24 protein-coding genes are annotated in these 25,090 nt (G+C 58.4%); 11 read left to right on the forward strand and 13 right to left on the reverse strand.

The genetic code is table 11. The annotated features are described in order from the left end of the window. Genes arsH through arsJ form a run of 4 tightly spaced genes read left to right on the forward strand, consistent with a single transcriptional unit; the run spans nucleotide 1 to nucleotide 3,496 of the window. Complete coding sequence (arsH, locus tag H610_RS0101580; protein ID WP_028238050.1) at nucleotides 1-717, forward strand: arsenical resistance protein ArsH; 717 nt, start codon at nucleotides 1-3, stop codon at nucleotides 715-717. Nucleotides 718-731: 14 nt separating this feature from the next. Continuing rightward, nucleotides 732-1,223 carry a cyclin-dependent kinase inhibitor 3 family protein gene (locus tag H610_RS0101585; RefSeq protein WP_028238051.1) on the forward strand — a complete coding sequence of 164 codons (492 nt, stop codon included), beginning with the start codon at nucleotides 732-734 and terminating at the stop codon, nucleotides 1,221-1,223. 29 nt (nucleotides 1,224-1,252) lie between these two features. Next, nucleotides 1,253-2,257, forward strand: coding sequence for an ArsJ-associated glyceraldehyde-3-phosphate dehydrogenase (locus H610_RS0101590; RefSeq protein WP_003291048.1), 1,005 nt, complete (start codon nucleotides 1,253-1,255; stop codon nucleotides 2,255-2,257). Between the two features lie 12 nt (nucleotides 2,258-2,269). After that, nucleotides 2,270-3,496, forward strand: a complete 1,227-nt coding sequence (gene arsJ / locus H610_RS0101595; protein ID WP_028238052.1) for an organoarsenical effux MFS transporter ArsJ — start codon at nucleotides 2,270-2,272, stop codon at nucleotides 3,494-3,496. A gap of 91 nt (nucleotides 3,497-3,587) precedes the next feature. On the opposite strand, the gene H610_RS0101600 is transcribed toward arsJ, so the two are convergent. The 6 genes from H610_RS0101600 to H610_RS0101615 all read right to left on the reverse strand — a co-directional run bounded on the left by H610_RS0101600 (nucleotide 3,588) and on the right by H610_RS0101615 (nucleotide 11,188). After that, complete coding sequence (locus H610_RS0101600; RefSeq protein ID WP_028238053.1) at nucleotides 3,588-6,065, reverse strand: arsenate reductase (azurin) large subunit; 2,478 nt, start codon at nucleotides 6,063-6,065, stop codon at nucleotides 3,588-3,590. Nucleotides 6,066-6,080: 15 nt separating this feature from the next. Next, entirely contained in the window at nucleotides 6,081-6,602 is a 522-nt protein-coding gene (locus H610_RS24690; RefSeq protein ID WP_003291053.1) for an arsenate reductase (azurin) small subunit, read from the reverse strand. 366 nt (nucleotides 6,603-6,968) lie between these two features. After that, nucleotides 6,969-8,726: an arsenical pump-driving ATPase gene (gene arsA / locus H610_RS0101605; protein WP_003291055.1), complete on the reverse strand. Its 1,758-nt coding sequence runs from the start codon at nucleotides 8,724-8,726 to the stop codon at nucleotides 6,969-6,971. A 12-nt stretch (nucleotides 8,727-8,738) separates the two neighbouring features. Beyond that, entirely contained in the window at nucleotides 8,739-9,101 is a 363-nt protein-coding gene (arsD, locus tag H610_RS24695) for an arsenite efflux transporter metallochaperone ArsD (RefSeq protein WP_003291057.1), read from the reverse strand. A 126-nt stretch (nucleotides 9,102-9,227) separates the two neighbouring features. Then, nucleotides 9,228-10,604 (reverse strand): FAD-dependent oxidoreductase, encoded by a 1,377-nt coding sequence (locus H610_RS0101610; RefSeq protein WP_003291059.1) that lies wholly within the window; start codon nucleotides 10,602-10,604, stop codon nucleotides 9,228-9,230. A 92-nt stretch (nucleotides 10,605-10,696) separates the two neighbouring features. Beyond that, nucleotides 10,697-11,188 (reverse strand): MarR family winged helix-turn-helix transcriptional regulator, encoded by a 492-nt coding sequence (locus tag H610_RS0101615; protein ID WP_003291060.1) that lies wholly within the window; start codon nucleotides 11,186-11,188, stop codon nucleotides 10,697-10,699. 133 nt (nucleotides 11,189-11,321) lie between these two features. Here H610_RS0101615 and H610_RS23055 point away from each other — a divergent pair, with 133 nt between their 5' ends. The 6 genes from H610_RS23055 (at nucleotide 11,322) to H610_RS0101645 (ending at nucleotide 17,424) form a co-directional block, all read left to right on the forward strand. Further along, entirely contained in the window at nucleotides 11,322-12,548 is a 1,227-nt protein-coding gene (locus H610_RS23055; RefSeq protein ID WP_003291062.1) for an MFS transporter, read from the forward strand. A gap of 226 nt (nucleotides 12,549-12,774) precedes the next feature. Next, nucleotides 12,775-13,212: a TIGR03757 family integrating conjugative element protein gene (locus H610_RS24700; RefSeq protein WP_084166343.1), complete on the forward strand. Its 438-nt coding sequence runs from the start codon at nucleotides 12,775-12,777 to the stop codon at nucleotides 13,210-13,212. Further along, complete coding sequence (locus H610_RS0101630) at nucleotides 13,209-14,144, forward strand: TIGR03756 family integrating conjugative element protein (RefSeq protein ID WP_003291066.1); 936 nt, start codon at nucleotides 13,209-13,211, stop codon at nucleotides 14,142-14,144. The genes H610_RS24700 and H610_RS0101630 overlap by 4 nt, the downstream gene beginning before the upstream one ends. Nucleotides 14,145-14,152: 8 nt before the next feature. After that, nucleotides 14,153-15,556, forward strand: a complete 1,404-nt coding sequence (locus tag H610_RS0101635) for an integrating conjugative element protein (RefSeq protein WP_051231416.1) — start codon at nucleotides 14,153-14,155, stop codon at nucleotides 15,554-15,556. Then, complete coding sequence (locus H610_RS0101640) at nucleotides 15,553-15,894, forward strand: hypothetical protein (RefSeq protein WP_028238056.1); 342 nt, start codon at nucleotides 15,553-15,555, stop codon at nucleotides 15,892-15,894. Before H610_RS0101635 ends, H610_RS0101640 begins: the two co-directional genes overlap by 4 nt. Nucleotides 15,895-15,906: 12 nt before the next feature. Then, on the forward strand, nucleotides 15,907-17,424 hold the full coding sequence (locus H610_RS0101645; RefSeq protein WP_028238057.1) for a conjugal transfer protein TraG N-terminal domain-containing protein: 1,518 nt from the start codon (nucleotides 15,907-15,909) through the stop codon (nucleotides 17,422-17,424). 28 nt (nucleotides 17,425-17,452) lie between these two features. Here H610_RS0101645 and H610_RS0101650 read toward each other — a convergent pair whose 3' ends face one another. The 3 genes from H610_RS0101650 to H610_RS0101660 form a co-directional block, all read right to left on the reverse strand. Then, nucleotides 17,453-17,833 (reverse strand): DUF3742 family protein, encoded by a 381-nt coding sequence (locus H610_RS0101650; protein WP_028238058.1) that lies wholly within the window; start codon nucleotides 17,831-17,833, stop codon nucleotides 17,453-17,455. Between the two features lie 113 nt (nucleotides 17,834-17,946). Continuing rightward, nucleotides 17,947-18,360: a putative toxin-antitoxin system toxin component, PIN family gene (locus H610_RS0101655; protein WP_028238059.1), complete on the reverse strand. Its 414-nt coding sequence runs from the start codon at nucleotides 18,358-18,360 to the stop codon at nucleotides 17,947-17,949. Continuing rightward, complete coding sequence (locus H610_RS0101660) at nucleotides 18,360-18,632, reverse strand: type II toxin-antitoxin system Phd/YefM family antitoxin (protein WP_028238060.1); 273 nt, start codon at nucleotides 18,630-18,632, stop codon at nucleotides 18,360-18,362. Before H610_RS0101660 ends, H610_RS0101655 begins: the two co-directional genes overlap by 1 nt. Nucleotides 18,633-19,049: 417 nt before the next feature. Here H610_RS0101660 and mobH point away from each other — a divergent pair, with 417 nt between their 5' ends. Continuing rightward, on the forward strand, nucleotides 19,050-20,894 hold the full coding sequence (mobH, locus tag H610_RS0101665) for a MobH family relaxase (RefSeq protein WP_028238061.1): 1,845 nt from the start codon (nucleotides 19,050-19,052) through the stop codon (nucleotides 20,892-20,894). A gap of 79 nt (nucleotides 20,895-20,973) precedes the next feature. Here the strand turns inward: mobH and H610_RS23060 are convergent, their stop codons facing one another. Genes H610_RS23060 through H610_RS0101685 form a run of 4 tightly spaced genes read right to left on the reverse strand, consistent with a single transcriptional unit; the run spans nucleotide 20,974 to nucleotide 25,088 of the window. Further along, complete coding sequence (locus H610_RS23060) at nucleotides 20,974-23,094, reverse strand: LTA synthase family protein (RefSeq protein ID WP_051231417.1); 2,121 nt, start codon at nucleotides 23,092-23,094, stop codon at nucleotides 20,974-20,976. Nucleotides 23,095-23,104: 10 nt separating this feature from the next. Then, a complete protein-coding gene (locus H610_RS23065) occupies nucleotides 23,105-23,989 on the reverse strand; it encodes a hypothetical protein (RefSeq protein ID WP_051231419.1) in 885 nt (294 codons plus the stop codon). Further along, on the reverse strand, nucleotides 23,986-24,378 hold the full coding sequence (locus H610_RS0101680) for a diacylglycerol kinase (protein WP_028238062.1): 393 nt from the start codon (nucleotides 24,376-24,378) through the stop codon (nucleotides 23,986-23,988). The genes H610_RS23065 and H610_RS0101680 overlap by 4 nt, the downstream gene beginning before the upstream one ends. Next, complete coding sequence (locus H610_RS0101685) at nucleotides 24,375-25,088, reverse strand: lipopolysaccharide kinase InaA family protein (protein ID WP_051231421.1); 714 nt, start codon at nucleotides 25,086-25,088, stop codon at nucleotides 24,375-24,377. Before H610_RS0101685 ends, H610_RS0101680 begins: the two co-directional genes overlap by 4 nt. Nucleotides 25,089-25,090 lie beyond the last annotated feature (2 nt).

Genomic DNA, 25,090 nt, shown 5'->3' on the forward strand with positions numbered 1-25,090 from the left:
ATGAAAGACGATCTGCTCCCGAATCTCGATTTCGGGCTGGCAAACCCTCCGAGCCTGGAAAAACTCGGCATCGAGAGCACGCCAACTCACCCGCCACGCATCCTGCTGCTCTACGGTTCGAATCGGGAGCGCTCGTTCAGTCGATTGATGGTCGAGGAAGCTGCACGGCTGCTCCAACGATTCGGCGCTGAAACCCGCATTTTTAATCCCTCAGGTCTACCCCTGCCGGACGATGTTCCTGACACCCATCCCAAGGTGCAGGAACTTCGCGAGCTGATGAAATGGTCCGAAGGCCAGGTCTGGTGTTCGCCCGAGCGTCACGGCTCCATGAGCGCAGTATTCAAGGCACAGATCGACTGGGTGCCGCTGGCGATGGGTGCGGTTCGCCCGACCCAGGGCAAGACGCTGGCGGTCATGCAGGTCTGCGGAGGATCGCAATCGTTCAACGTGGTCAACCAGCTGCGAGTACTTGGTCGCTGGATGCGCATGTTCACCATCTCCAACCAGTCCTCGGTGCCCAAGGCTTTTCTGGAGTTCGACGAGAACGGTCGAATGAAACCCTCCGCGTTCTACGACCGGCTGGTCGACGTTATGGAAGAGCTAGTGAAGTTCACCCTGCTGCTACGTGACCGGTCTGACTATCTGGTTGATCGCTACTCCGAGCGCAAGGAGTCGGCCGAGGAACTTTCCCGGCGGGTCAATCAGCGCGCTATCTGATCGAGGAACTAAAGATGAGCCACCCCTACGATGTGCTCAGCATCCCAGGCTTGCCGGGAAAGCTGATTTTCACCCCCTGCCCCGGCACCAAGGGAGTCTTCCTGACAGACGCATTGGCTGCGCTCAAGCAAGCCGGAGCCACCGCCGTCATCACGCTGATGCCGCAAAGCGAATTGGACACGAACGATGCGGGCGACATTTCCAGGCAATGTGAGGTGTTGGGTCTCGCCTGGTATCACCTACCGGTGGCGGATGAGCAGGTCCCTCTCGAAGATTTCGGACGCCAGTGGAAGGAGGCCAGGCAGCCAATCCTCTCCCAACTGAAGGCCGGGGAATCTCTCGCCATTCACTGCAAAGGCGGTTCGGGGCGCACCGGTCTTATTGCCGCTCGCATCCTGATCGAGGCGGGTCTTGGCCGGGATACCGCGATCGCTCAGGTGCAGGCGCTGCGACCGAAAGCCATCCAACACCCTGCACACCTTAATTGGATCAATCAGTTCGACTGATCCCCGCTCTTCTTCTGTGAGATACCAGCATGACGATCAAAGTTGGCATCAATGGTTTTGGCCGTATCGGTCGATTGGCACTGCGTGCGGCCTGGGGCTGGCCCGAAATGGAATTCGTCCGGATCAACGATCCTGCTGGCGACGCCGCGACCCACGCCCACCTGCTCAATTTCGACTCGGTGCATGGCCGCTGGGGACAAGAGGCGAGCAGCGACGGCGATTGCATCCTGATCGACGGCAAGCACATCCAGGTTACGGCGAACAAGGCGATCGCCGAGACCGATTGGAGCGATTGCGATCTCGTCATCGAGGCGAGCGGCAAGATGAAAACCGTAGCCGTATTACAGGCCTACCTGGACCAGGGCGTTAAGCGCGTCGTGGTGTGTGCCCCGGTCAAGGAAAAGGGCGCGCTCAACGTCGTCATGGGCGTCAACCACCAGCTATTCGATCCAGCCCAGCATCGCATCGTCACAGCCGCCTCCTGCACAACCAACTGCCTGGCGCCGGTGGTCAAGGTGATTCATGAAAGTCTGGGTATCCGCCACGGATCGATCACCACCATCCACGATCTGACCAATACCCAGAGCATCCTCGACACCCCGCACAAGGATTTGCGCCGTGCCCGCGCCTCGGGGATGAGCCTGATCCCGACAACGACCGGTTCGGCCACGGCGATCGCCGAAATATTCCCAGAGCTGCGCGGCAAGCTAAACGGTCATGCTGTGCGTGTTCCGCTGGCGAATGCTTCGCTCACCGACTGTGTGTTCGAAGTCGAACAAGCGGCCACCGCGGAAGAAGTGAACGAACTGCTCAAGGCTGCCGCCGAAGGTCCGCTGAAGGGCATTCTTGGCTACGAGGAACGTCCCCTGGTCTCCATCGATTACCGCACCGATCCGCGCTCCTCGATCATCGACGCGCTATCCACGATGGTGGTCAACGGTACCCAGGTGAAAATCTACGCCTGGTACGACAACGAGTGGGGATATGCCAATCGTGCCGTCGAACTGGCCCGGCTGGTCGGCGCTGCAGTGTAATCGGGAGCACACATGAAAGCGTTGTCGACCCTGTCTGTGGAAGTACGTCAGTACCTGGTGGTCACCGGTAATTACTGGGCCTTTACCCTCACCGATGGCGCATTGCGCATGTTGGTGGTGTTGCACTTCCACTCGCTGGGCTACACGCCCCTGCAGATCGCAGCGCTGTTCCTGTTTTACGAGATATTCGGTGTCATCACCAACCTGGTGGGTGGCTACCTTGGCGCTCGCCTCGGCCTCAATCGGACCATGAACATTGGGCTGGGCGTGCAGGTGCTCGCATTGCTGATGCTCACCGTACCGGCGGCTTGGCTAACCGTGCCTTGGGTGATGGGCGCACAAGCGCTTTCCGGTATTGCCAAGGATCTGAACAAGATGAGTGCCAAGAGCTCAATCAAGCTCCTGGTACCGGATAGTCAGCAGGGCACGCTATACAAGTGGGTAGCGATCCTGACCGGCTCGAAGAACGCCCTTAAGGGGGTGGGCTTTTTCCTCGGCGGGGCGCTGCTTGCGCTGCTCGGCTTTGCCGGCGCGGTGCTGGCCATGGCGGCGGTGCTGGCCCTGGTCTTCATAGGCAGCCTGGTATTCCTGAAGAGGGATCTCGGCAAGGCCAAGGCCAAGCCCAAGTTCCGCGACATGCTCTCCAAGAGCCGGGCAATCAACATCCTCTCTGCGGCACGTCTGTTCCTGTTCGCCGCTCGCGACGTTTGGTTCGTGATAGCCCTTCCGGTTTATCTGAGCACCGTATTTGGTTGGGACTTCTGGCTGGTCGGAGGCTTTCTCGCGGCGTGGGTCATCGGTTACGGCATCGTGCAGTCCCTCGCGCCTAATATCACGGGCAAGAAACGAGGTCATGTGCCGGACGGGCGTGCGGCGTTCGCCTGGGCGCTTTCCCTGGCGGGTTTGCCTGCCTTGATTGCGCTGGGTCTTTCCACCGATTGGTCAGCCCTTACGGTACTGCTGGGCGGGCTGATGCTTTTCGGCGTGTTGTTCGCTGTGAACTCCTCGCTGCACAGCTATCTGATCATCAGCTACGCCAAGGAAGACGGTGTCTCGCTGGACGTGGGGTTCTATTACATGTCCAACGCCCTGGGCCGCTTGATCGGCACGCTGCTGTCCGGCTGGGTGTTCCAGGCTTATGGACTGCACGCCTGCCTATGGGTGTCGAGTGGATTCATTCTGTTGGCAGCTCTCATTTCCATGTTCCTGCCAAAGCATGGAATGACTCGCTCAAGTTAGCCGGTCGTAGTGATCGGTTTTTTGCAGGCGGGCAACCACCCCGTAGCGCTCGGGAGGAATGCTGCGAACCATTCCTCCCGATGTTGAAGCGTTACGAGTAACGCCGACGCTTGAACGACACTGAATGTTTGTAGGCTTCGTTTTCACCTACTTTACGAATGTCGGCCCACGCACCCTTGTAATAAGGAATTACGTTGCGATCGGTCCATTCGCTGACTGTGTCGCCCTGTACGCCGTTTGGGTATCCGAACATCATGAAGACTTGCCCCCGCTTGATGTCGGGTTCCGCGTAGGCCATGGCATAGGTCGCGCCGTAGTCGTTATAAATCTCAACTATATCCCCAGCCGCGATCCCCAGTTGCGCAGCGTCCTCTGGGTTGATCTCCAGGGGTGCCATAGGAAAACGACCTTTACGGAAGCTTAGATGCTGATCGTGATAGGCCGATTGCCAGATGTGATTCGTACGCCCGTTATTGATCCAGAAAGCATGGTTTTTCTGCTGCGCTTCGATGACGGCGGGGAAGCCATTCCAGGGTGACGGCTGAAAATGGGCCTTCCCGTCATCCGTGTCGAACGTGTTGTCGCTGTAAAGTATTTCGGTCCCGATCAGCTTACCGTCGCGGTATTCCTTGATGGGCAGCTGAACGCCATTCGTCCCTGCGGCTCGCAGCCGTTCATAGGTGGCAAGATGCCCAGTAGGCCCCCCTTGGCTATCAATCTCCTTCTCATGAGCCATGCGGAAACCGTCATTGAACGAATCCTCCTCACTTTGCCAGTCAAAGCCTGAGAATCTCTGCGCCATCTCAGTGTTGCCTTCGCCTTCATACAGGCGCTTCAGCGCATTGGCCATATCGGCAGCGATCATACAGTCCGCTTTGGCAATCCCAGGAGGATCCATGAAGCGCTCTGACAATCGCAGCCGTCTTTCACCATTCATGGATGTGAGGTTCATTTCTCCCGGGTGTGCGGCCGGGAGGAGCATGTGGGAGCTGTCCGCGAACTTAGTGCGATAGAGATCAATATCAACGAGATACAAGCCGCCTTGGTTCTTGACCGCATCATAGATGATGTTGATTAGCTGCTCTGTAGAAGCGCCCCTTGCCTTGGCCAGTGCCTGGTTGACGATATTTGCCCGTCGCTTTACTGCTTCGCGATATGTCTCGGCGTTTACGGTCGTTTGGAAAGCATTGCAAGCCCAGACGGTGAGCATCATTCCATTGTTTTTGATGATTTCCTGATCGATGTAAGGAGCGGGCCGACCGCCTGGATAAGGGGGGCGTACATAACCCTCCTGATGGCCACCCATACGAACCACGCCAGTTCCTCGACGGCCAACGTTATGCGTGGCCAATACAAGGTTCACGATGGATGACTGGATTCGGTAGTTATCGTTGCCCCAGATGACCCCTTTTTCATAAGCATGCATGGTGCGGGGCGCGTGCCCCGATTCCTTGGGTTGATAAGCCCACTCTGCTGCTTTTCTCAAATCGTCTTCGGTGATACCAGTAATAACGCTACATTCGCTCAGGCTAAGCTTGTTAGAGGCAAGAGTGTCGTCGAAACCGGTCGTGTGGTTCTGGATGAATTCATCATCCTGCCAACCTTTTTCCACCACATACGTCAAAAGCCCGTTAAATAAAGCCGTGTCCGTTCCAGGGTTGATAGCTAAGTGTAAAACATGGTCCTTGCCAGCAACTGTTTCAGAAATATCTACAGAAATAGTGCGGCGGGGATCTACAAAAATTATCTTGGCTTTAGCAAAGCTTTCACCTGGATATCGCTCCTTCTTTTTCCCTGTCGTTGCGCCCTGCAAATTGGGCACCCAATGAGCGAGAAAATAATTAGTTTGGGACTCGTACGGATTGTTACCAATGGAGATCAATACATCAGCAAGCTCTGCATCTTCATAGCTGTTGTTTAGCTCGCCGACCCCCATGTCGCGCGTCGCATGGCACTCGGAATTGTAGGCTGGCCTGTTGTGTATCCTGACCATCGGAGTACCAATGCCGGAAAAAATCAACTTCCCAGTCGCCCAGGTATTTTCGAAGCCTCCTCCCGCCCCACCATGGTCGAAAAGATTGAACAGAATTTGTTCGGGCCCGTCTTCGTCTAGAATTCTTTTAGTTAACCCCGCGTAGATATCCATCGACTGCTGCCAAGTCGTCTCTATCCAGTCATCACCGGTATAGAGCATCGGAACCTTGAGGCGACGCTCTCCTATCGGGGTATTTTCGGAATACATAATGCTGGCCATTTGGCCGCCGCGCGTAGAGGATAGCCCCTTATTTACCTCGCACTCCTTATCAGGAATAATCATTATATTGTGTTCGCTGCCATCGTTATCCTTAATACGATTCACCATGGCAGGCGTCATGGTGATCTGCATTGGGGGAACTTGGCGGGTGAAATCCACGTTAAGAGCATTTTGCTCGGGCGCCCTGCCACCCTCTTTGTTTGCGGGCCACTTGTATACGTGATACCCACAGCCAACTATGCAGAAATGGCAAGCCATATTAGTTTTCTGGGCATCTATCGGTGGCAGCGGGACTCGATCTTTGAATTGGCTCATCAGGCTATCCTCACACTAGATTATATTGGCTTGCCTTCCATAGATCAGTCCTTGGACTGAGATGGCATAAACAGATTTCTCGTCATCGTTATAAGAAAGCACGATCTGAGGCAGATTCTCGGTTGCCTGACCGGTTACCATTTGCCCGCCTTGGTCTGGATCAAATATGGAGTAATGGCAAGGGCACTTAAACGTCTCTGCTGTTTGATCGTAAAGCACAGGGCAACCCATGTGGGTGCATAACGTGCTGTACGCAACAATGTCTTTATCCGGCCCGACGCCGCCCGGAACGGTTTTACCTTTTTTTATCAGGACACAGGGTGAGGCGCTATCCGGATAGGAAAAGGAAACAGGGTTATTGACCTGAAGCTCGTTTAGTTTTGCGATTGGTTGTTGGGGATAGGGAAGTGTTGTAGAGCCAGGCGGAAAACTTGGAGCGGATTGTTGCGCAAAGGCAGTATTTGATAGAGCAAGCGTGCCGACAGCCGCTCCACTACCTGTGTATTTTAGAAATATACGACGTGTTAACTTACCCATTTGCGTCCTCTCTTATTATGGTTGCTGCTGGACTTAATTATTGTTTTTGAGCACGTAGGATTTTTACGTTCGAACGATAGCAGATGCTAATGGTGAGGCTGCTATTGCGCCGCACAGACTAGTTATAGTCGAGTTTCAGGAAGTAGCAACAGGCCCATCGCTACTTCTAGCGCAGCCTGTTAAGTTTCATTTTTATTACAGTTTGCCCCATAGCTTCATACCTGCTGGCACTAGGCGCAGCTATCAGGACCGCGAGCTTAAGCAGAGAGCGCTTCTGCAAGGGAGGTGGAACCGAAGGTTCAGTCTTGTGTCGGGGAGGACGGTTTGACGAGGCGCTGTTCGGTTCGAGCAACGCCTCGCAATTTTCTACGCGCTTCTGAAGAGTGCCTGCAGACGATTCAGGCCTACGGGCTCATCCTTAAGCAGAGGCATAACCGCATAACGTGTTGCGTGCTCCTTGGCTACCGCGTCGATCTCACGGCGCTCGTTCTCGGCACGCTTGCGCAGGAATGCGGACACTGGCCTGGCTGCCGCAACGCTGTTGTTTACGATCCAGGCCCAAGGTTCTATGTCAGCGCGTCGCAGGTCAGCCTGCAGATTCGCCGCTTCCAGAACAGGGGTGGTTTCCGCGAGTGTCACCAGCAATACCTTTGTCTGCTTGGGATCTTGCAGCTGCATCATGGGCGTTACGTAACTTACCTTGCTGTCTCCCATCTGCCGGACGATTTCACGGTGATAAGCGCCCGTGGCGTCCAGTAGAAGAAGCGTATGTCCGGTGGGGGCGGTATCCATGACCACAAACTTCTTGCCGGCCTCTCGAATCACTCTGGAGAAAGCCTGGAATACAGCGATTTCCTCAGTACAAGGCGATCGGAGGTCCTCCTCCAATAGAGCCAGGCCCTCGGGGTCCAGGTGTGCTCCTTTCGTTTTGAGCACGTGCTGCCGGTAGCGCTCGGTTTCGGCCTGCGGATCAATTCTGCTGACCGTCAGGTTATCCAAGGCCCCTTCAAGTGTTTCGGCAAGATGTGCAGCCGGATCGGAGGTCGTTAGATGCACGGGTAATCCCCGACGAGCCAAGTCGACGGCAACAGCTGCGGCCATGGTGGTTTTGCCTACGCCGCCCTTGCCCATGAGCATCACCAAGCCATGTCCGTCAGCCGCAATGTTATCCACCAAGATGGAGAGTTCAGGAAACTTCAGATCGGGCTCGCCGCCAGTTATACCCCCGCTATCGCTATTCATATCAGCGAACAGGCGCCCAAGCGTGTCAAGACCTACCAGATTGAAAGGCTTGAGCGAGAGCTGGTCGAGCGGGAGCGCGTGTAGTACTTCGGGGAAGTTCGCCAGTACCTGTTGCTCGCGTCGGTAGATGGCTGAGGCGAGTTCATCACCGTCGGCAGCACTGGCCGGCAGTACTCCATTCACGACCAGATACTGCTGCTTCAAGCCTATTTCAGAAAGCTCTTCGTGCGTGCGTGCAACCTCACGCAATGCGGCATTCTGCGCCCGTGCGACGAGTACGAGACGCGTGCGTAATGGGTCGGATAGTGCCTCCACCGCGACTTTGTATTGCGCTTGATGCTTTTCCAGGCCCGCGAGAGGACCCAGGCAAGTGGCGTCGCCTTTGCTGTTTTCCAGAAACCCGCTCCAAGCGCCAGGAAGCTGCAGCAGCCGGATGGTATGCCCCGTAGGCGCGGTGTCGAAAATGATGTGATCGAACTCGGCGATTAGGCTGTCGTCTGTCAGCAGCGCGGTGAACTCATCGAACGCAGCAATTTCGGTGGTGCAGGCCCCTGACAGTTGCTCCTCGATGCCTTTGACGATGTCCTCCGGGAGGACGCCCCTGACCGGCCCCACGATTCGATCCCGGTAAGCCTGAGCGGCCTGTTGCGGATCAATCTCGAAAGCGGCTAGACGGGGTACACCGCGGATCTCGGTCACCTTGTTACCAATATCCAGGCCGAAAACCTGCCCGACGTTCGATGCTGGGTCAGTGCTGACCAACAGGACGCGCTTGCCGTCGCCGGCCAGTTGAACAGCCGCGGCACAAGCAATGGAGGTCTTGCCTACACCACCCTTGCCGGTGAAGAACAGGAAGCGCGGTGGAGTTTTAAGAAATTTCATGAGGGGGTCCTTTCAGCAACAACCACGTCCCGAACAGCATTCGCTGCCCGATGCGTCGGATAACGGCGATTCGTTAAGCCCGGTCCACTTGGCGAGCTCGGTGCGCGTCGGATAGCGGCCCGTCAAGACGACTTCGCCGCTGACGAGGGACACGGGCAAACTTTCCTGTCCCGAACGTTCCAGCAAGTTGCGAACGGCAGGTTGTTCGGCAAACGCCTGAGGCTGGTGTGCCAGATTGAAACGCTGGACTTGGCCACCATTCCGTATGGCCCATTCCACATCACCTGCGAAGGTGACAAGCGCCTGATCCACCTCTACTCCACATACGCCGGTGCTACAGCACAGCGCGGGGTCATAAATTTGTACGGCCTGCATGTTGGTTCTCCGATGACAACCGATAAAAAGTCAAAGAGCACCAAGGCTTGTCGATCTTATGTGCCTGCTTCGCTCCGCCGGCCTGATTAATGGCAGGTCAACGGAGCAAGCCTCGGCAACGAGTTCTTATGCGCGACTCGTAGGGTTACAGCAACGTGATTCAGAAGCCTGAGGTGCAGCAAGGGGCGCCTGAGTGTCACAGCATGGGGGTTGCGCAGCAGGCGTAGGGGCACCGCAGCTCGGCACCCCTTTCGGCTGTTCAGGCCGGAGGCTACAGACTCCGGTTTCTGGCAGCTCAAGCTCAACACGACGCGCAGCTTCCCAGTCGCCGGCAAGACCCGCTACCACCGAGCGCACTTGCTCGTAGCCCGTAAGCATCAGGAACGTGGGCGCGCGTCCGTAGCTTTTCATGCCGACAATAAAAACGCCCTCGTCGGGGTGGGACAGTTCGTCAATGCCATGGGGCCGAACGGTACCGCAGCTGTGCTCATTGGGATCGATAAGGGGGGCCAGTTGAACGGGGCTCTGGGTCGCCGGGTCGATCGCCAAGCGCAGCTCTCCTAGCAATTGAAGATTGGGGCGGAAGCCTGTGGCAACGATGATCTCATCCACTGCCGGCAGCGTTTCACCGTTGCTGTGGACGATGAGCCCTGCTTCAGTGGAGTCGACATGGCTGATCGAAACGCCTTTGAATAAGGTGATCTTCCCCTGGTCAAGTAGCGCTTTGATCCGCATGCCCAGATTGCCTCGCTCCGCGAGCTTATCGTTGGCCCCACCTCCCAGGATTCGCTCCAGCGAGTGCCCTCGAATGGCCCAGTACACCTTGGTAGCAGGTGCGTCGGCAGCGAGCTGAACCAGATCCTGCAGGGCGTTAAAGGCTGAGTGGCCTCCACCCACAACCAATACCCTGCGATTGCGGTATCGATCATGTTCATTACCGTAAGCATCGGGTATGCCGTAGACGATATGCGCTTTTGCCTCCAACTCACCCAGTGCCGGAATGCCTGACGCTCCCATCCAGTTAGGTGTCTCGTAGGTGCCAGAGGCATCGATCACCGCCCGAGCAAGCACGTCCTTTTCACCTTCGGGACCCGCCACGCGCACCAGAAACGCAGCCTCTGCACGCCCCTTGTTTTTCAGCGTGTCAGCGCCATCCTTGGAGACCGCAAGCACGCGTGTCTTCAGATGCAGGCAATCACTGACTACTGGTACAGCGGCAAGTGGAAGGACGTATTGCTTCAGAAGCTCGCGGCCAGTTGGGTAGCTCCCGGCTCCCGGAGCTACCCAACCAGTTGCGGCCAGGAGCTTCGCAGCCTCCCTGTCCACGTTGTATTCCCAAGGCGAGAACATCCTGACGTGCCCCCAGCGGCTGATACTCGCTCCCGCCTGGTCGCCCGCCTCGAAGATCAGTGGTTTCACGCCTCGAGCCAGAAGGTGCGCTGCAGCGGCCAGACCCACCGGGCCGGCGCCGATTACAATGACGGGCAGTTCAGACAGTTTCATATCAATTCTCCGGCGTTAGGCTGGTTGGTCTTGCTTACAACTCGGTTGGTAGTAACAACAATCAGGGCAAAAAAAGGAATACTTCTACACGCCTATTTCGATCGGGGCGGGCAGCAATCAGTGGCCAGCCCGCAGCGAATTTCAGCTGCTCGGGTAAGCTGACGCAGCAACACGAGCGCCCCCTGTCGTACCTCGGGCGTCATGCCACTGATCATCGCTTGCTCTTCAGCGATGAGGTCCGCTCGAATCTGTTCATACAGCTTGGTGCCCGCTTCGGTGGCCTGGACGCGTACGGCGCGACGGTCCTCCGAATCCTCGACGCGCGAGACGTAACCCTTGCGTTCCAAGGTATCAACCACACGGCTGGCGGTACTCTTGTCCAAAAACATCTCCTCGGCCAAGCCCTGCAGGCGGAGTGGCCCCTGCTTGACCAGCGTCTCGATGGCATAGCACTGCGTAACCGACACGTCGTAGCAGCAAATACGATCGCGATCACGGAACTGGTAGACCCGCACCAGCTGGTTTAGCGCCTCATAGAGGGCTTCCGCATCTTGGCTCAGGTCGTCATTACGCATCTTTGGCATGTCGGTTCCGATTAGTTGTTACCTGCAACATTATTGCTCAGCGAATTGTTCGTCAAGCCATGGTTGCTCAATTGACCTGGATAGGGGGCATCGACTAGCTTGTTGCTACTAACAACTATAGCAGTGAGCGACCGTGACCCAGATCGAACCCCATCTGCCGCTCACCACTGGACGCCTGCGCTTAGTGATCGCCTTGGGCATCACGCAGATTCTGGCGTGGGGCTCGACGTTCTATCTGCCTGCGGTATTGGCGGGGCCCATTGCACGCGACACCGGATGGGCACTCTCGTCAGTTGTAGGAGGCCTCTCCTGGGGGATGCTGGTTGCTGGCGTTTGCTCGCCTCTGGCCGGCAGATTGATTGATCGCCATGGAGGACGTCCCGTACTCGCCTTCAGCTCATTGATGTTGGGCGTTGGGCTGCTGATCATGTCCTTTGCACATGCCCTATGGCTTTACTACTTGGCTTGGACGCTGCTGGGAGTGGGGATGGCGGCAGGCTTGTACGATGCCGCGTTTGCAACACTCGGAACGCTGTTCAGAGAGCATGCGCGCGAAGCAATTACCGGACTGACCTTGATCGGAGGATTCGCCAGCACTCTGGGATGGCCCGCAATAGCCGCGCTTGAATCTTGGCTAGGTTGGCGTGAGGCCTGCCTGGTGCTTGTAGCCTCCCATCTGTTGATTGGACTGTCGATCCACTGGCTGGCTGTCCCCAGAACGCACGTGCGCGATGCTGGAGGGGGCTCTGCAGGCGAAGAACGGCCCCCGCCATTACCTGATCGCTCCAGCCGTCGACTCTTCATGCTGGTCGCGGGGCTGCTGGCAGTTATGGCATTCGTCATGGCAAGTTTTTCCGTACACCTGTTGTCCGCACTCGAACAGCTGGGGCTCCCGACCGTCACAGTACTCGCGATTGGTATGGTGATCGGCCCCGCGCAGGTCGTGGCAAGGTTGCTGGAGTTTTCCATCGCCCGGCATCTCCACCCCACTTGGTCAGCGCGCATCGGCATTCTTCTGAGCCTTGCCGGCGTACTCCTGTTCACACCTGGCATACCTTGGCTAGCATTCGTCGCCGCCGCCCTCTACGGTGCCGGCAATGGAATCATGACCATTGCAAGAGGGACGCTACCATTAACGCTATTCGGGGCGGAGGGGTTTGGCACCAGGATGGGAGCATTAGCGCGGCCTATGCTCCTGGCGCAGGCTGCCGGCCCGTTTGTGGCTGCGCTTGTGCTGAGCGGCCAAGGCGCAACTACGATGATTTTGCTGATGGCGCTGCTGGTTGCTGCCGCTTTGGGCGCGAGTCTTAGGTTGCCATCGAACCCTAAGGCGGAACAAAGCTACTCCCTGGACTCCTGATGACAGCCCCTTGGTCCCCAACTGGCTGAGTGGTCTGTCCCACCGGCTGCAACAGCCATGCGCCACCTAAGCCATCGGCTAGAAGTGCGCAGCGCGGGCCGGCGTACCCGTAACACACAGCGCCATTTCCCTGTAAAAACGGAGATCACTGGTTCCCGTTTGTTTGTCGTTACCCACACCGTTTTGAAGTGGACTACCGCCATTGCCAACTCTGCGGTGGTTCAACATGCTGGCTCGACCGACTCTCCTTTCTCATTCATCGTGGCGGTCGCTCGTCGCCGGATTATGCGCTGCGCTGCTAAGCACGCAGGCGCAGGCCAAGGACATTCTCGTCGTTACCGATAGCCAGCACCCGGTACTAGCTACCAGCGGCGTTCGGGTTATCGAGCTGGATCAGCCGGCCCGAATCAAGGGCGAGCTGGGTGCCCATCTGCCTGCCGACCCCACTCGCAGTACAGCAGTCGTGCAACAGCGGCTGAAGGACGGCGGTAACGCTCTCCTGGCACGCCTTGGTGCGGCTTACCAAGACGTGGTGGATGCCTGGAGCCTGGACATTACCACGATCCCCGCTGTAGTGGTTGATCAACGCTATGTGGTTTATGGCGAGCCGGACGTCGCCAAGGCGGTTGCGCTCATCGAAGCACATCAGAGAACGCAGCCATGATGTGTTCTCGCCGCCTGCGCGCCGGCATCGCCGCCATTCTGCTGACGATGGGAGTCCCGTCTTTCGCGCTCGACACCTCGACCATCGCTTCCTCGACGCTCTCACCGGACTGTCTGGAATATCGCGTTGCCGGGATCTGTTTCTGGCTGCTCTGCACGTATTTCAGCTGCTCCGTGGAGACCTCGGTGAAGGTCAGGCATTACGTGCCCGACGCGGTTGTGTCCAGCTACTCGAACACTGGCGAGAATCCATGGGTGGATGTGCAATCGATAAGCCAACCCAACGCCATGGCACAAGCCGGCGGCGACGGTACGACCAACGAGAACCACGAAAACAACCTGGCGAAGTTCAAGAACGCTGACGTGATCGGCCACCCCGGCGGCTATGTGCTGAGCCAGTTCGCCTCCGGCTTCGGCTATATCTGCAAAGGTGCCGGCACCGCCTTCATGCCTTACCTTTTGAGTACTCTCGACACCATCGCGTGGCGCTACAACATCCCCGAAATGGTGTACCCGGAAGCGCTGACTCCGGGCGAACGCGAGATCGGCACCCGCACTGACCGCAATCTCTGGGGCAACGTCTATCCACGCGGCGGCTTCCTGCACCAAAGCGATGACTATATGGCCGGTGCGGTAGTAGCCCAACGTGCCGGGGATGTCGTCACACGCCGCGGCCAGATCCACGTCTACCAACCTCTGCTCGCCGATGCCGAGGATGGCTACTGGCCAGCCGGTGAACTAGTTGAGAGCGACGCCACGACAGGCAAATGGCAGGAACTGACACCGACCCTGTCTCCCACATGCGCGGTCTTCCCTCACTCCGAAAACCGCGTACAGGCGCAGCAGGGTGATTACGCCTGGGCGCTGTGGAGACCCTATAGCTGCTGCGAACGCGAAGGTCAGGTGTTTCTGGGCAGCGTCGATTTCAACTGAGGCAGGCCATGATGACCCGTTGCAAATCCTCCCCTGCTGCAATACCGCGCCCTCTCCTTCTAACCGCCATTTTGATGATGGCGTGCACAAGCACCTTCGCCCAGACCAGCGTCAACCAACATGGTGTGCAACACCAGGGCTCCGTGATCGGCGACGACGTGCTGTATTCAATCGGCGGCGGCCAGGCCGTGTCGATGACACCCGCCTCCAATATGCGCGCCATTGGCGTCGGCGTTGGATGGGACAGCAACCTGATCTGCGGTGACATGTCTATTTCGACCACGATCCAGAACCAGTTGAACGGCGCGACCAACGGCTTCCAGACCATCATGTCGTCAGTCATTCAGAACGCCACGGCCGCTGTGGCGTCGTTGCCAGCACTGATCATCCAGAGGGCGGACCCCGGGCTCTATAACCTGCTCACCAACGGCGTGTTGCAGGCTCGGCTGGATTTTGACCGTTCCAAACTGACCTGTCGCGCAATGGCGGAGAAGATGGGCGACATGGCTGGCGGCCAGATCGGATGGAGCCAGCTCGCCGATGGGATGGTACTTAAGCAAGCCGTATCCAGCACCGACGCCGTATCTGCCATTGAGCAGACCGAAGCAAGCCGCGGCAATGAAGGGGTGACATGGGTCGGTGGCGAAAATGCGGGAGGCACAGGGCAGCGCCCGATTCGCGTCGTCAGTGATGTCACCCGCGCCGGTTACAACCTGGTTAACGGGCGCGATGTCGACGACACCAGCACGATCGATCCGAGCAGTTGTGGTGGCAACCTGACCTGCCAGACCTGGAACTCGCCCACCGCAGCCTCAGCCTGGGCCGTACGGGTGCTGGGCGAGCAAGAGCAGCGCACGTGCGAAGCATGCACCAAGACTATGACGATGCCCGGAGTCGGCCTGACGCCGCTGATCCAGGAGGAATACGAGGAGAAGCTCGAAGTGCTACAGGGGCTGATCGCCGGCAGCCAGTCCCTAAGCTTCGACAATTTACAAACAGCCGGCAGCGCCTCGCTGCCGATCACGCGCGGCGTGATCGAAGCACTGCGCGACGAACCCGACCAAGACATCCTGGCGCGGCGCCTCGCTTCGGAAATCGCCTTGTCCAGCGTGCTCGAAAAAGCACTGCTGCTGCAGCGTACCCTGCTGACTGGACGCAAAGAACCGAACGTCGCAGCCAACGAATTGGCGCAAAAAGCAGTTTCACACGAAAGCGACCTACTCGACCGCGAAATCCATAACCTGAAAACCGAGCTGGAGCTGCGCCGCGAGCTGGCGAGCAATTCGCCCACCGCCATCATCCAGCGTTACAGCGCACGCTCTGCAGGCTCGCGAGGCATCTATCAAGGTGATCCGACCCGCGACCGGCTCGATCAGTTGCAGCGTCCCCCGAGCAGCGGGAGCACTCCATGAGCATGGCGTGGCGGCGCCAGTGGCTACGTCGCGCAGGTTTGACGCTGCTGTGGGTCGTCTTGCTGCTGGTCGCGACAGTCACTGTCAATGTCGTCGGTATCCACTTGGCCGGCGGCATCGAGGGTTGGCAGCAATGGCTGGATGATCATAGCGGCCATTTCCTGGCCTGGCGGCTACTGCTCTATGCCGGCACCACTTGGGGCTGGTGCTGGATGCGGCGCCGTGTACTGGCACGCGAGGCGGAACCCGGCACTCACCGGCGCCTGCGGACGGCCGAAATCGCTGCCGTCATCGCAGTTGCGGCACTGGAGATCAGCCAGTTCGTACAAGGCGGATAACCGGAGGCTGCAATGACCCTCTACACCACCGATTACCTTGAGTATTACTTGACGCTTGTCTCCTGGATCGTCCACAACGGCATTTGGGCAGTTCTCGTCGCCAGTGGCGTATTCGCCATACCCTTTTTGGCCATCATCATTCAGGAATGGCTCAAGGCCCGCGCTGAAGGTGCCGACGAAGGAAACAAGGGCGCGTTGTCGGCCGTGCGTATCGAGAACCGCATCTATGTGTCCATCGTGGTTATCCTGTTCGCGGGCATGCCGTTCATCGACGTGGATTTCAACACGCTCCAGTTCGATCGCACCCGCTCAGCTCAATGCCAGGTGAGTGTCCCGGCGCCTGCTGAGACAGGCTGGTCCCAGTCCTTCAGCACCCTCAACGACCAGTCGGCCAAAGTGCCGGTGTGGTGGGCCTTCATGCACACCGTCTCGCGGGCGCTCACCGGCGCTGCGGTGGCGGCGATCCCCTGCGGCACCGATCTGCGGCAGATGCGCATGGAGGTCGACGCCACTCGCATCGATGATCCAGTACTTGCCCAAGAAGTGAGCGATTTCACCCATGACTGCTATGGGCCAGCACGCGCCAAGCTTTTCATGAATCGCCCGGCGCTGAACGAGGAACAGATGCATGACGTGACCTGGATCGGCTCGCGCTTCTTCCTCAATACTGCGGGTTACTACGACATCTATCGGGCAATGACACCACGCGAGGGCTGGGCCTATGACAGCAGCCGAGATGAAGGGCTGACGGAGGTGCCCAGCGGTGCGGGTTATCCAACCTGCAATCAATGGTGGTCCGACAGCACGAACGGACTGCGTGCACGCCTGCTCGGCCAGGTCGACCCCAGCTTGCTGACGCGAATCGGCGGCTGGGCCGGTTTCCTGTCACAGGATCAGGTCGACGATTCGGTGATTCGAGCCATCGCGTCGCCGCGGCAGCAGAAGCTCAACCAGGGTGCGGTCTACAGCGACTACGGCGGCCAGATCGAAATGACCATTCCCAATGTCGCTACCCGTGCCGTCAGCGACGCCGGGCTGACCATCGGCTCCATCGGGTTTTTCCCCGCAATGGATGCGATGCGACAGGCGCTGCCGATGGTTCTGGCACTGCTAAAGATGGCGCTGGTGATCTGCATCCCGCTGGTGCTTGTTATCGGCACCTACGATCTCAAAACCGTAGTCACAATCAGCATCGTGCAGTTCGCGTTGTTTTTTGTCGATTTCTGGTTCCAGCTCGCACGCTGGATCGACTCGACGATCCTCGACGCGCTCTATGGCTGGGGCTGGGGGTGGAACCGGCCGCATGCGAACTTCGATCCGCTGATCGGCTTGAACAACACCTTCGGCGATATGGTCGTCAACTTCGTGATGGCCACGATGTTTATCACGCTGCCCGGGTTTTGGGTTGCTGCCTTATCTTGGGTCGGTGTACGCACCGGCGGACTGCTCCAAGGGCTCTCGGATGGCACACGACCGGTAAGTCAAGCAGGAGGAAAAGCGCCGGGAATGCTCTCAGGCAAACTCAGGTAGGCAGCGAACCCGACACCTAACAATGGCGTTAGTCATCATGCTGCGGGTCTGCATAACGCGAATCGGGAGCGTCGTTGTAAAGAGCCGGATGGTAGCCAGGATTGATCTTGTGTTCAGCTTGCTCACCGACCGCCCACTCTTCTGACGCACCATCATCGGAGTCGCGGGCCATCCATGCCGCAACCACTGCCACAAGAAGCACAAGCACCAACCAGAAGGCGGCGTATAGCAGCACGCCAACCACCATCAGCTTGGCAATCCAGAGCAAGGCAGTAGCTCCACCAGCAGGTAAACCGTGCTCTACGAGCCAACCACTCATCTTCCGCTCTAGACGCAGGCATCCACACCACATCCGGCCGAATACTTGGCCAAGGTGCTCTGCGAATGAAGTCTGCGCAAAAGTTTTCATGGTGGTTACCTCATGGTCGTCCCGTTATGTCCTCTCAACATCGGGTCTGCCGTGCCGTTGATCGAAGCTCACGTGGTTATTCAAGCGTAACGGGCATTTCTGCACGTCATCCATCAGACACCGTGGCGCGACCAAAACTCCGCAGGCGTTACGATGGGATACCGATTTGCCAGCGCTAGCAAGTCCTTGTCGCCGGTAATCAGATAATCGGCGTGCGCCGCCACCAGTGTGAGCAATACGGGTTGGTCAGCCGGATCGCGCAGGTCAGCCGCATGTTCGCCCTCAGGCTCGACAATATCGACCAGGAACATAAGGCTGTCGACCAGATCGCGGATCTCCTCGGGGGTCATGGCGATCCTGGGCAAGCGTGGCAACACTCGGGTCAGCTCGTCCAGAATGTAATGCGATAGCGCGACATCCAGACCACCTTGGCGCCAGGCCGCCACAATGCGCCCCGGCACGCTGGCCGGATACGCCAGGCCCGACACCAGCACATTGGTATCGAGCACGACGCGCAGCCCTGCCATCAGCCCCGCTTCCGCTCAGCCGCAACCGCAGCCTCGATCTCGGCCAGACCTTCTTCGACCGGTACGCTGGCGTAAGCCTCGCCGATCCTGCTGCTCAAGGCATCGAAGCGCTCCTGCATGCGTCGAATGCGAGCGAACAACTCGGCGTCTACAAGGGCCGCAACTGGTTTACCGTCCTTCTTGATGACGATGCTGTCGTTGCGGTACTGGACTTGGTTAAGCATCTCGCCCAGGTTTTGCCGGAAGCTAACAGCGCTGACTTCGGTAATCATCGCGCACCTCAGACCATATCGGTCAATATGATTGATATGGTCAGTATGGTATAGGTTCGGCATGGTGTCCATCCGGCTGGTCTATGTGGGTCGCCACGGTAGGGCCTGAACAGCCTGCCTGCTCTAAACAATGCGGTTTGGATCATCACCGCATTGTCTGCGGCCAGCAAAGGAGCAACTGCCCGCGCCAAAAATCTGGAAAAGGGCAAGAGACTGGAAATCACGGGGGCTGACAGGCCCCTTCTAGAGGGAGCCCTAAAGGGGAATCACCCACACCGCATAGACGCTCGCGGATTTCCGTCCGTGCCGGCTATATCAAAGGATTCCGCTAAGGGTGCAAGGGAATGGGACTGAAGGGAAACGGGCCTACCCGAAAAGGGAAAAGGCCCTCGCCTACCTCAACTCCAGGTGCCACCGATGCTCTCGCTATTCCAAAGAAAACTCCAACTACCAACGGACTCGCCCCCCTCCAGCGGAGACAAGAAAAAAGGACTGATGCGGCCGGAGCCGGTCGCGTCGCTGCTGTCCACAACGCGCCGGCGGAAGCTGCTGGAGCACATCTGGCAACGTACCTCGCTCTCACGCAAACATTTCGCCTCGCTCTACTTGGCTCCGCTGCAACGCTATGCCGCGCTGGTCCAGCAGTTTCCTGCTTCGGAAGCACATCACCATGCGTATCCAGGGGGGATGCTGGACCACGGCCTGGAAATCGTCGCGTATGCGCTCAAGCTGCGTCAGTCGTATCTTCTACCCAGTGGCACCACACCCGAGGATCAGGTCGTACAGGCAGAAGCCTGGACCGCCGCCATAGCCTACGCCGCGCTGCTGCATGACATCGGCAAGATAGCTGTCGATGTGCACGTCGAACATGCCGACGGCAGCACTTGGCATCCCTGGCACGGCCCGCTAGCTCGCCCCTACCGATTCCGTTACCGGCAGGATCGTGAGTATCGCTTACACAGCGCAGCCACGGGCTTGCTGTATCGCCAAGTAATCGATGACGAGATTCTCGACTGGCTCAGCACCTTCCCTCCACTCTGGTCCGCACTGCTGTACGTCCTGGCCGGCCAGTACGAACACGCAGGTGTCCTCGGCGAATTGGTCATTCAGGCCGACCGTGCTTCGGTCGCCCAAGCCCTGGGAGGCGATCCTGCACGGGCTATGGCGGCCCCTAAGCACGCGCTGCAGCGCAAGCTACTCGATGGCCTGCGCTACCTGCTAAAGGAGGAGCTGAAACTCAACCAGCCCCAGGCGTCGGACGGCTGGCTGACGCAGGACTCTCTGTGGTTGGTCAGCAAGACTGTTTCGGACAAGTTGCGCGCGCACTTGCTGGCACGGGGTATCGAAGGTATCCCCGCGAACAACACTGCAGTGTTCAACGTGCTACAGGATCACGGCATGCTCCAGCCCACCAGTGAAGGCAAGGCGATCTGGCGAGCGACGGTCAGGAGCGACGTAGGTTGGTCGCACACGTTCACACTACTGCGATTGGCGCCAGCCCTGATCTGGGAGGGAAACGATCGACCGGAGCCGTTCACTGGCACCGTCGTGATAGAGGTGGAGCCCAACGATACGACCGCAGAACCATCCATCGATAGCGGTGAAACCTCACCTGTGGCGACCGCCGCGCCTGCGCCCTCTGCTGCACCCGCTGCCGATAGCATCGACGCCTTGCTGGCATTACTCGGCACCTCAGATACCGAACCGCCCTCGCAGAGGCCGGAGATTGAAGCACTACCAGAAACGGGCATCGATGACCCACCCGCAACTTTCCAGGTGAACGATGCAATGCTGGCTCCTGCCGCTGTGCTTCCACCCACCGAGAACGGTGGAAACTCACGGGAGCCACCTTCCGGCGAACACTTCATGGCTTGGCTACGACAACGTGTACAGAGCCGCAAACTCATCATCAATGATGCCAAGGCCCTGGTGCACGCCGTGGCTGACACGGCATTTTTGGTTAGTCCCGGTGTGTTTCAGCGTTACGCACAGGAGCACCCGCACACGGCCACGCTCGCCAAGCAGGATCAGGTTTCAGATTGGCAGTGGGTGCAAAAGCGCTTTGAAAAGCTGCAACTGCATCGTAAGCAGATCAATGGCCTGAACATCTGGACATGCGAGGTGACGGGACCACGCAGGTCAAGACGATTACACGGTTATCTGCTGGCAGAACCGCAGCACCTGTTCGATGAGGTGCCACCCAACAACCCGCATCTAGAACTTCGCACTGATGGCATTTGTACTGACTTGACCAGAAGTTAAGTACGTATTAACCGCTGAACCAATATCCAACGAGGGTACGATCGAGGTCAGTCAGCAACCTCCCAGCCGTATCCTTAATTTACTCGTAGGGCTCTCGCACTGTACCGACCACGCCTTCGCTCGGAGAGCGCCCGCCGACGCCTGCGGTGTTGTCGATTAAACTGGCAGTGGCGGTCTGTACAAACGCCTTCATTTGCTCAAGTAAAATTGCATCTGCCGAGGTGGTTTCGGTCCGAGCACTTTGCGGCTGCGCCCCAAGTTGGTAGTTATAAATTCGTGGTTCCATACCTTTTGGCTGCACCACGATCCGATCGCCGCTCACCATAGCGACCGTCTGGTCGCCGCCAGAGGGTTTTATGATGCCAAAGCCCGGATCGTCCGGCGCCAGGCTCAGCAGATCACGGCCCCAGCACTGTTGGCGCACCGCACCATCCAGCCGGCCCATGATCGTAGGCACCACGTCCACCTGAGTGCCCACCACATCCATTGTGCTACCGAACCGTTCCTGTATGCCTGGCGCAATCAACAGCAGGGGAACGTGAAAACGATACAGGTCCATCTCGGTCAGCTGTTCTTCCGCGCCGAACCCATGATCACCAACGACGACGAACAACGTGTTTTTATAATAAGGCGCCTTCTTGGCCTTCTCGAAAAACTGACCCAGTGCCCAATCGGAGTAGCGCATGGCTGTCAGATGCGGATCGAGCGAGCCGTGACCGCTGGCAGGCTTGACCGGAAGTGGGTCGGGAAGTGCATAGGGCGTATGGTTTGAAAGCGTCTGGAGCAAGGCGTAGAACGGCTTACTCCCGTCTTGCTTGAGCAACTCTTCGGCGGCACGGTCGAACATGTCCTGATCGGAAACGCCCCAAGTCGGATCAGAGACGACCGGATTGGTATAGTCATTGCGGCCGATGAACCGGGTCATGCCCTGGTTGCTGAAAAAACCCGACTGATTATCCCAGGCGAAATCCCCGTTGTAGACGTAGAGATCATCATAACCTCGGGCGCTTAGCAGCTGTGGGAGGCCGGAGAACTGGTGGCCGCCCTCAGGCGTCTGCATCAGATATTCGAACCCCGGGAGGTTGGGAAAGCAGGCCATGGTAGCGAACATGCCCTGATGGGTATGAGTGCCGTTGGAAAAAATCCGGCGAAGCAACAGGCCATCCTGTGCCAGGCGGTCGAAGTTCGGGGTTATCCCGGCTTGGCTCCCGAGCGCCCCAACGAAATGGCCGGCAAAGCTTTCCATCAGGATCACCACCACGTTTTGAATCGGCAACCGGGTATCGACAGGTGCCTGATAGTCACGGCGAATGGCTGCCGTTTCCGAGTCGACCAGGCGATCATTCGGGCCCAGCAGCAGGTCGCGGGTGATGGCGACGGCCTGGTCGGACGGCATCGAAGGCTTCCAGACGTTGTCCCGTTCGGCGGAGAGACGGCTCTTCCCGGCTGCATACAGGCTCAGCATGCCATTCAGGCCAAGCTGGTTCGCGAACATCGATTCGGTCGTGAACGCATCGCCCCAGCGCAGGGGCGGGCCCTGGCGAAGGGTGCCGCGTGCGGCGATGACGGAAACCAGCACGCAGAGCAGCAATGTCACACCTCGGACAGGCCACGAACGCACGGATCGATCGCAGCGCTGCCCGTTCGGTTGGCGGCCGGCCGACTTCCAATGCCTATCCAGCCAGGCAAAGATTGCGAATGCTGCCCCACTCAGTACCGCCCAGGCCAGCAGCAGACGGACCACCGGAAATCCATGCCAGAGCATGCTCAGCACTGTTGCCGGATCTTCCTGGATGTACTGGAAAACCAGCCCGTTGAGGCGCTGGTGGAATTCCTGGTAGAAGTTCAGCTCGACCATGCCGAAAAAAATCGCCAGGCCCGCTGCGAAGTTCAGCCAGTAGCGTTGCCAGCGGCGCGCAGCCACTAGTCGCGTGCTGAATAACGCCAGGATCAGCGGAGCACAGATGAACACAACGACGCGCAAGTCGAAGCGCAAGCCATTAAAAAACGCCTCGACAAAGCTGGCCGCAGGCGTGTCGCCGATCAGTTCGTGGTTATAGACCAGCAGCCCGAGTCGCAGCAGTGAAAAAAGAAGAAGAAGGACGATTGCGCTCGTCAGAATGAAACCGAGGTGTTCAAGGGTGCCTGGCGATGTTCCACGCGCAGCCACACGACCCGAGGGCCGCTGGTTTGAATTCATGGGAAGACCTTTAGGAGCGATTCAGCTCGAGGATGCGATCGCGGCCCTGCTCGGCGAGCAGATAATGGCGCGGTGCGACACGTAGCAGCGTTTGTGGAGAGCGCAGATGGCCGAGGACGACATGCTCGGTGCCGGTGTTATCCAGCAAAAGCAGACGTGCCATGTGGGTGGCGTCCTCGCTGGCCCAGAGTCCCTCTTCGGTACAGAGCAGATAGCCGGGTTCGTTTAGCCCGGACCAAACGGTCTCGTCCACGCCGTCCTCGTTCAGGCGCTTGACCCAGCCGCGTTTCTTCTCGGCATAGAAAAGCCGCCCATCGGGGCATGCGGTGATGGCCTCTGCTTCGTTTAGTCCGTCACGCAAGATAACGGTCTTGCCGCTATGCGGGTCGAAGCGCAGCAGCCGACCGCTGGCCTGATCCTCGATGGCATAGAGATAACGACCATCGCTGGCGAGCTGCTCCACGCCTTGGCCGATCAGCAGGCTGGTGGTTTTGTCTGCGTGCATCCACAGGACCGGTAAATTTCCACCTTCCTGACTGATGGCGATCCCGCCTCGATAAGCCAGTAACCCGTCCGGTTTGGACAACCCTTGCATCACCTGAAAAACGCTGCCATCGGCAGGCAGCTTCAACAGCGTCCCGTTTCCGTTTCGGTATTCCTGCGTCACATAGAGATTGCTTCGGTCGTCCTTGGCCAGGGCGCTGACCCTCTCGATATCATCGTAGTAGACTTGGTAACCCCAGCCGGATGCGGCGGTTACTGCTGCCAGGTGACGCCATGCAGGCAATGCCAGCGCCAATGCCGAAACGGCAAGCCCGCAGGCAACGACTTTTAGGGCATTGAGTAGCGCCCAATGATCGGCCTTTAGAACGCTAGCTAGAGGACGCCGAGTCATAGCAAGATTACTCCCCAGACAACCACAATCAGAATCAGCGCGAGAAATTGGGCAGCACTGCCCATGTCCTTGGCTTGCTTTGAAAGCGGGTGGATAGCCATAGATATCCGGTCGATGGCTGCCTCGATCGCTGAGTTGAGCAGTTCCACGATCAGCGCCATGAGAGCCACCAGGATCATCACGGCCCGTTCGGTTCTGCTCACATCGAGCAGGCAGACAACGGGGATCAGCATGAGGTTCAGCAACAGCAACTGGCGGAACGCCGCTTCTCCTAGGTAAGCGGCCTTGAGTCCGGCCAGCGAATAGCCTGTCGCATCGATGATTCGGCGCAGGCCCGAGCGCCCCTTCAAAGCCTGTGCATCGGTTTGGCAATCGTTTAGTTCGCTCATGCCGCACGCGTCCCGAGTGCCTGTAGGTAGGCCTGCTGAAAGAGCACCCAGTCTTCCAGCGGCATATGCTCGCGATGGCGGAGCAACTGGCGCAGGTCGTGCCGGGAGGCTGCGGAGGTCCGCCAGCGCCGTCGGCTCTTTTCAAGGTCGAGCAGGGCAATCACCACCTCTGTCTCGGCGTCTCGCGTACCTACCTTGACGAAGATGTGTTTGGGGTAGCAGCAACCGTGCTGCCAGCCAGCCCGGTGCAGGCGTGCCAGGGTGAAGGCCAGTTGCTTGAGCATCTTGTCGTTCAGCGCGCCGTCATGTCGGTGCGGGCCATTGGGCGCGTACCATTCCTGCAGGCTGATAAAGCCTTCCAGCGCCTCGGTGACCAGCAGCGCCTGCCATTGGCCCGCTTCTTTTTGCGCGGCACAGTAAATAAGACTCGGGACGCGAATTCCCAACCGCTCAAGCGCAAGTAAAGCCTGCCGCTCGCGTAACGCGGTCGGACGTCCGAACGGGTACCGCAGCGAGCGGTAGAGGTGGCCGACCTGGCGCTTGCAGTAAAGGATGGGCTGGTCAGGATCGCGCGACACCAGGCGTTGTACACCGCTCTGGCCACCGCGCCGCTGGTTGGGCAGCTCGACCCACTCGCCTTCGCTGTTCCACCAGCGCTCGAAGCGCGTATCGCCGCCCGGCGCTGGCTGTAGCCCTATCAAGGCGTCCATGG

Origin of the sequence: Stutzerimonas azotifigens DSM 17556, assembly GCF_000425625.1 — a bacterium.
Taxonomy (GTDB): domain Bacteria; phylum Pseudomonadota; class Gammaproteobacteria; order Pseudomonadales; family Pseudomonadaceae; genus Stutzerimonas; species Stutzerimonas azotifigens.

What these genes read in the sequence shown, in the direction of transcription:
- arsH (WP_028238050.1), top strand. Translation starts at nt 1, where the DNA reads ATGAAAGACGATCTGCTCCCGAATCTCGATTTCGGGCTGGCAAACCCT.
- H610_RS0101585 (WP_028238051.1), top strand. Translation starts at nt 732, where the DNA reads ATGAGCCACCCCTACGATGTGCTCAGCATCCCAGGCTTGCCGGGAAAG.
- H610_RS0101590 (WP_003291048.1), top strand. Translation starts at nt 1,253, where the DNA reads ATGACGATCAAAGTTGGCATCAATGGTTTTGGCCGTATCGGTCGATTG.
- arsJ (WP_028238052.1), top strand. Translation starts at nt 2,270, where the DNA reads ATGAAAGCGTTGTCGACCCTGTCTGTGGAAGTACGTCAGTACCTGGTG.
- H610_RS0101600 (WP_028238053.1), bottom strand. Translation starts at nt 6,065, where the DNA reads ATGAGCCAATTCAAAGATCGAGTCCCGCTGCCACCGATAGATGCCCAG.
- H610_RS24690 (WP_003291053.1), bottom strand. Translation starts at nt 6,602, where the DNA reads ATGGGTAAGTTAACACGTCGTATATTTCTAAAATACACAGGTAGTGGA.
- arsA (WP_003291055.1), bottom strand. Translation starts at nt 8,726, where the DNA reads ATGAAATTTCTTAAAACTCCACCGCGCTTCCTGTTCTTCACCGGCAAG.
- arsD (WP_003291057.1), bottom strand. Translation starts at nt 9,101, where the DNA reads ATGCAGGCCGTACAAATTTATGACCCCGCGCTGTGCTGTAGCACCGGC.
- H610_RS0101610 (WP_003291059.1), bottom strand. Translation starts at nt 10,604, where the DNA reads ATGAAACTGTCTGAACTGCCCGTCATTGTAATCGGCGCCGGCCCGGTG.
- H610_RS0101615 (WP_003291060.1), bottom strand. Translation starts at nt 11,188, where the DNA reads ATGCCAAAGATGCGTAATGACGACCTGAGCCAAGATGCGGAAGCCCTC.
- H610_RS24700 (WP_084166343.1), top strand. Translation starts at nt 12,775, where the DNA reads ATGCTGGCTCGACCGACTCTCCTTTCTCATTCATCGTGGCGGTCGCTC.
- H610_RS0101630 (WP_003291066.1), top strand. Translation starts at nt 13,209, where the DNA reads ATGATGTGTTCTCGCCGCCTGCGCGCCGGCATCGCCGCCATTCTGCTG.
- H610_RS0101635 (WP_051231416.1), top strand. Translation starts at nt 14,153, where the DNA reads ATGATGACCCGTTGCAAATCCTCCCCTGCTGCAATACCGCGCCCTCTC.
- H610_RS0101640 (WP_028238056.1), top strand. Translation starts at nt 15,553, where the DNA reads ATGAGCATGGCGTGGCGGCGCCAGTGGCTACGTCGCGCAGGTTTGACG.
- H610_RS0101645 (WP_028238057.1), top strand. Translation starts at nt 15,907, where the DNA reads ATGACCCTCTACACCACCGATTACCTTGAGTATTACTTGACGCTTGTC.
- H610_RS0101650 (WP_028238058.1), bottom strand. Translation starts at nt 17,833, where the DNA reads ATGAAAACTTTTGCGCAGACTTCATTCGCAGAGCACCTTGGCCAAGTA.
- H610_RS0101655 (WP_028238059.1), bottom strand. Translation starts at nt 18,360, where the DNA reads ATGGCAGGGCTGCGCGTCGTGCTCGATACCAATGTGCTGGTGTCGGGC.
- H610_RS0101660 (WP_028238060.1), bottom strand. Translation starts at nt 18,632, where the DNA reads ATGATTACCGAAGTCAGCGCTGTTAGCTTCCGGCAAAACCTGGGCGAG.
- mobH (WP_028238061.1), top strand. Translation starts at nt 19,050, where the DNA reads ATGCTCTCGCTATTCCAAAGAAAACTCCAACTACCAACGGACTCGCCC.
- H610_RS23060 (WP_051231417.1), bottom strand. Translation starts at nt 23,094, where the DNA reads ATGAATTCAAACCAGCGGCCCTCGGGTCGTGTGGCTGCGCGTGGAACA.
- H610_RS23065 (WP_051231419.1), bottom strand. Translation starts at nt 23,989, where the DNA reads ATGACTCGGCGTCCTCTAGCTAGCGTTCTAAAGGCCGATCATTGGGCG.
- H610_RS0101680 (WP_028238062.1), bottom strand. Translation starts at nt 24,378, where the DNA reads ATGAGCGAACTAAACGATTGCCAAACCGATGCACAGGCTTTGAAGGGG.
- H610_RS0101685 (WP_051231421.1), bottom strand. Translation starts at nt 25,088, where the DNA reads ATGGACGCCTTGATAGGGCTACAGCCAGCGCCGGGCGGCGATACGCGC.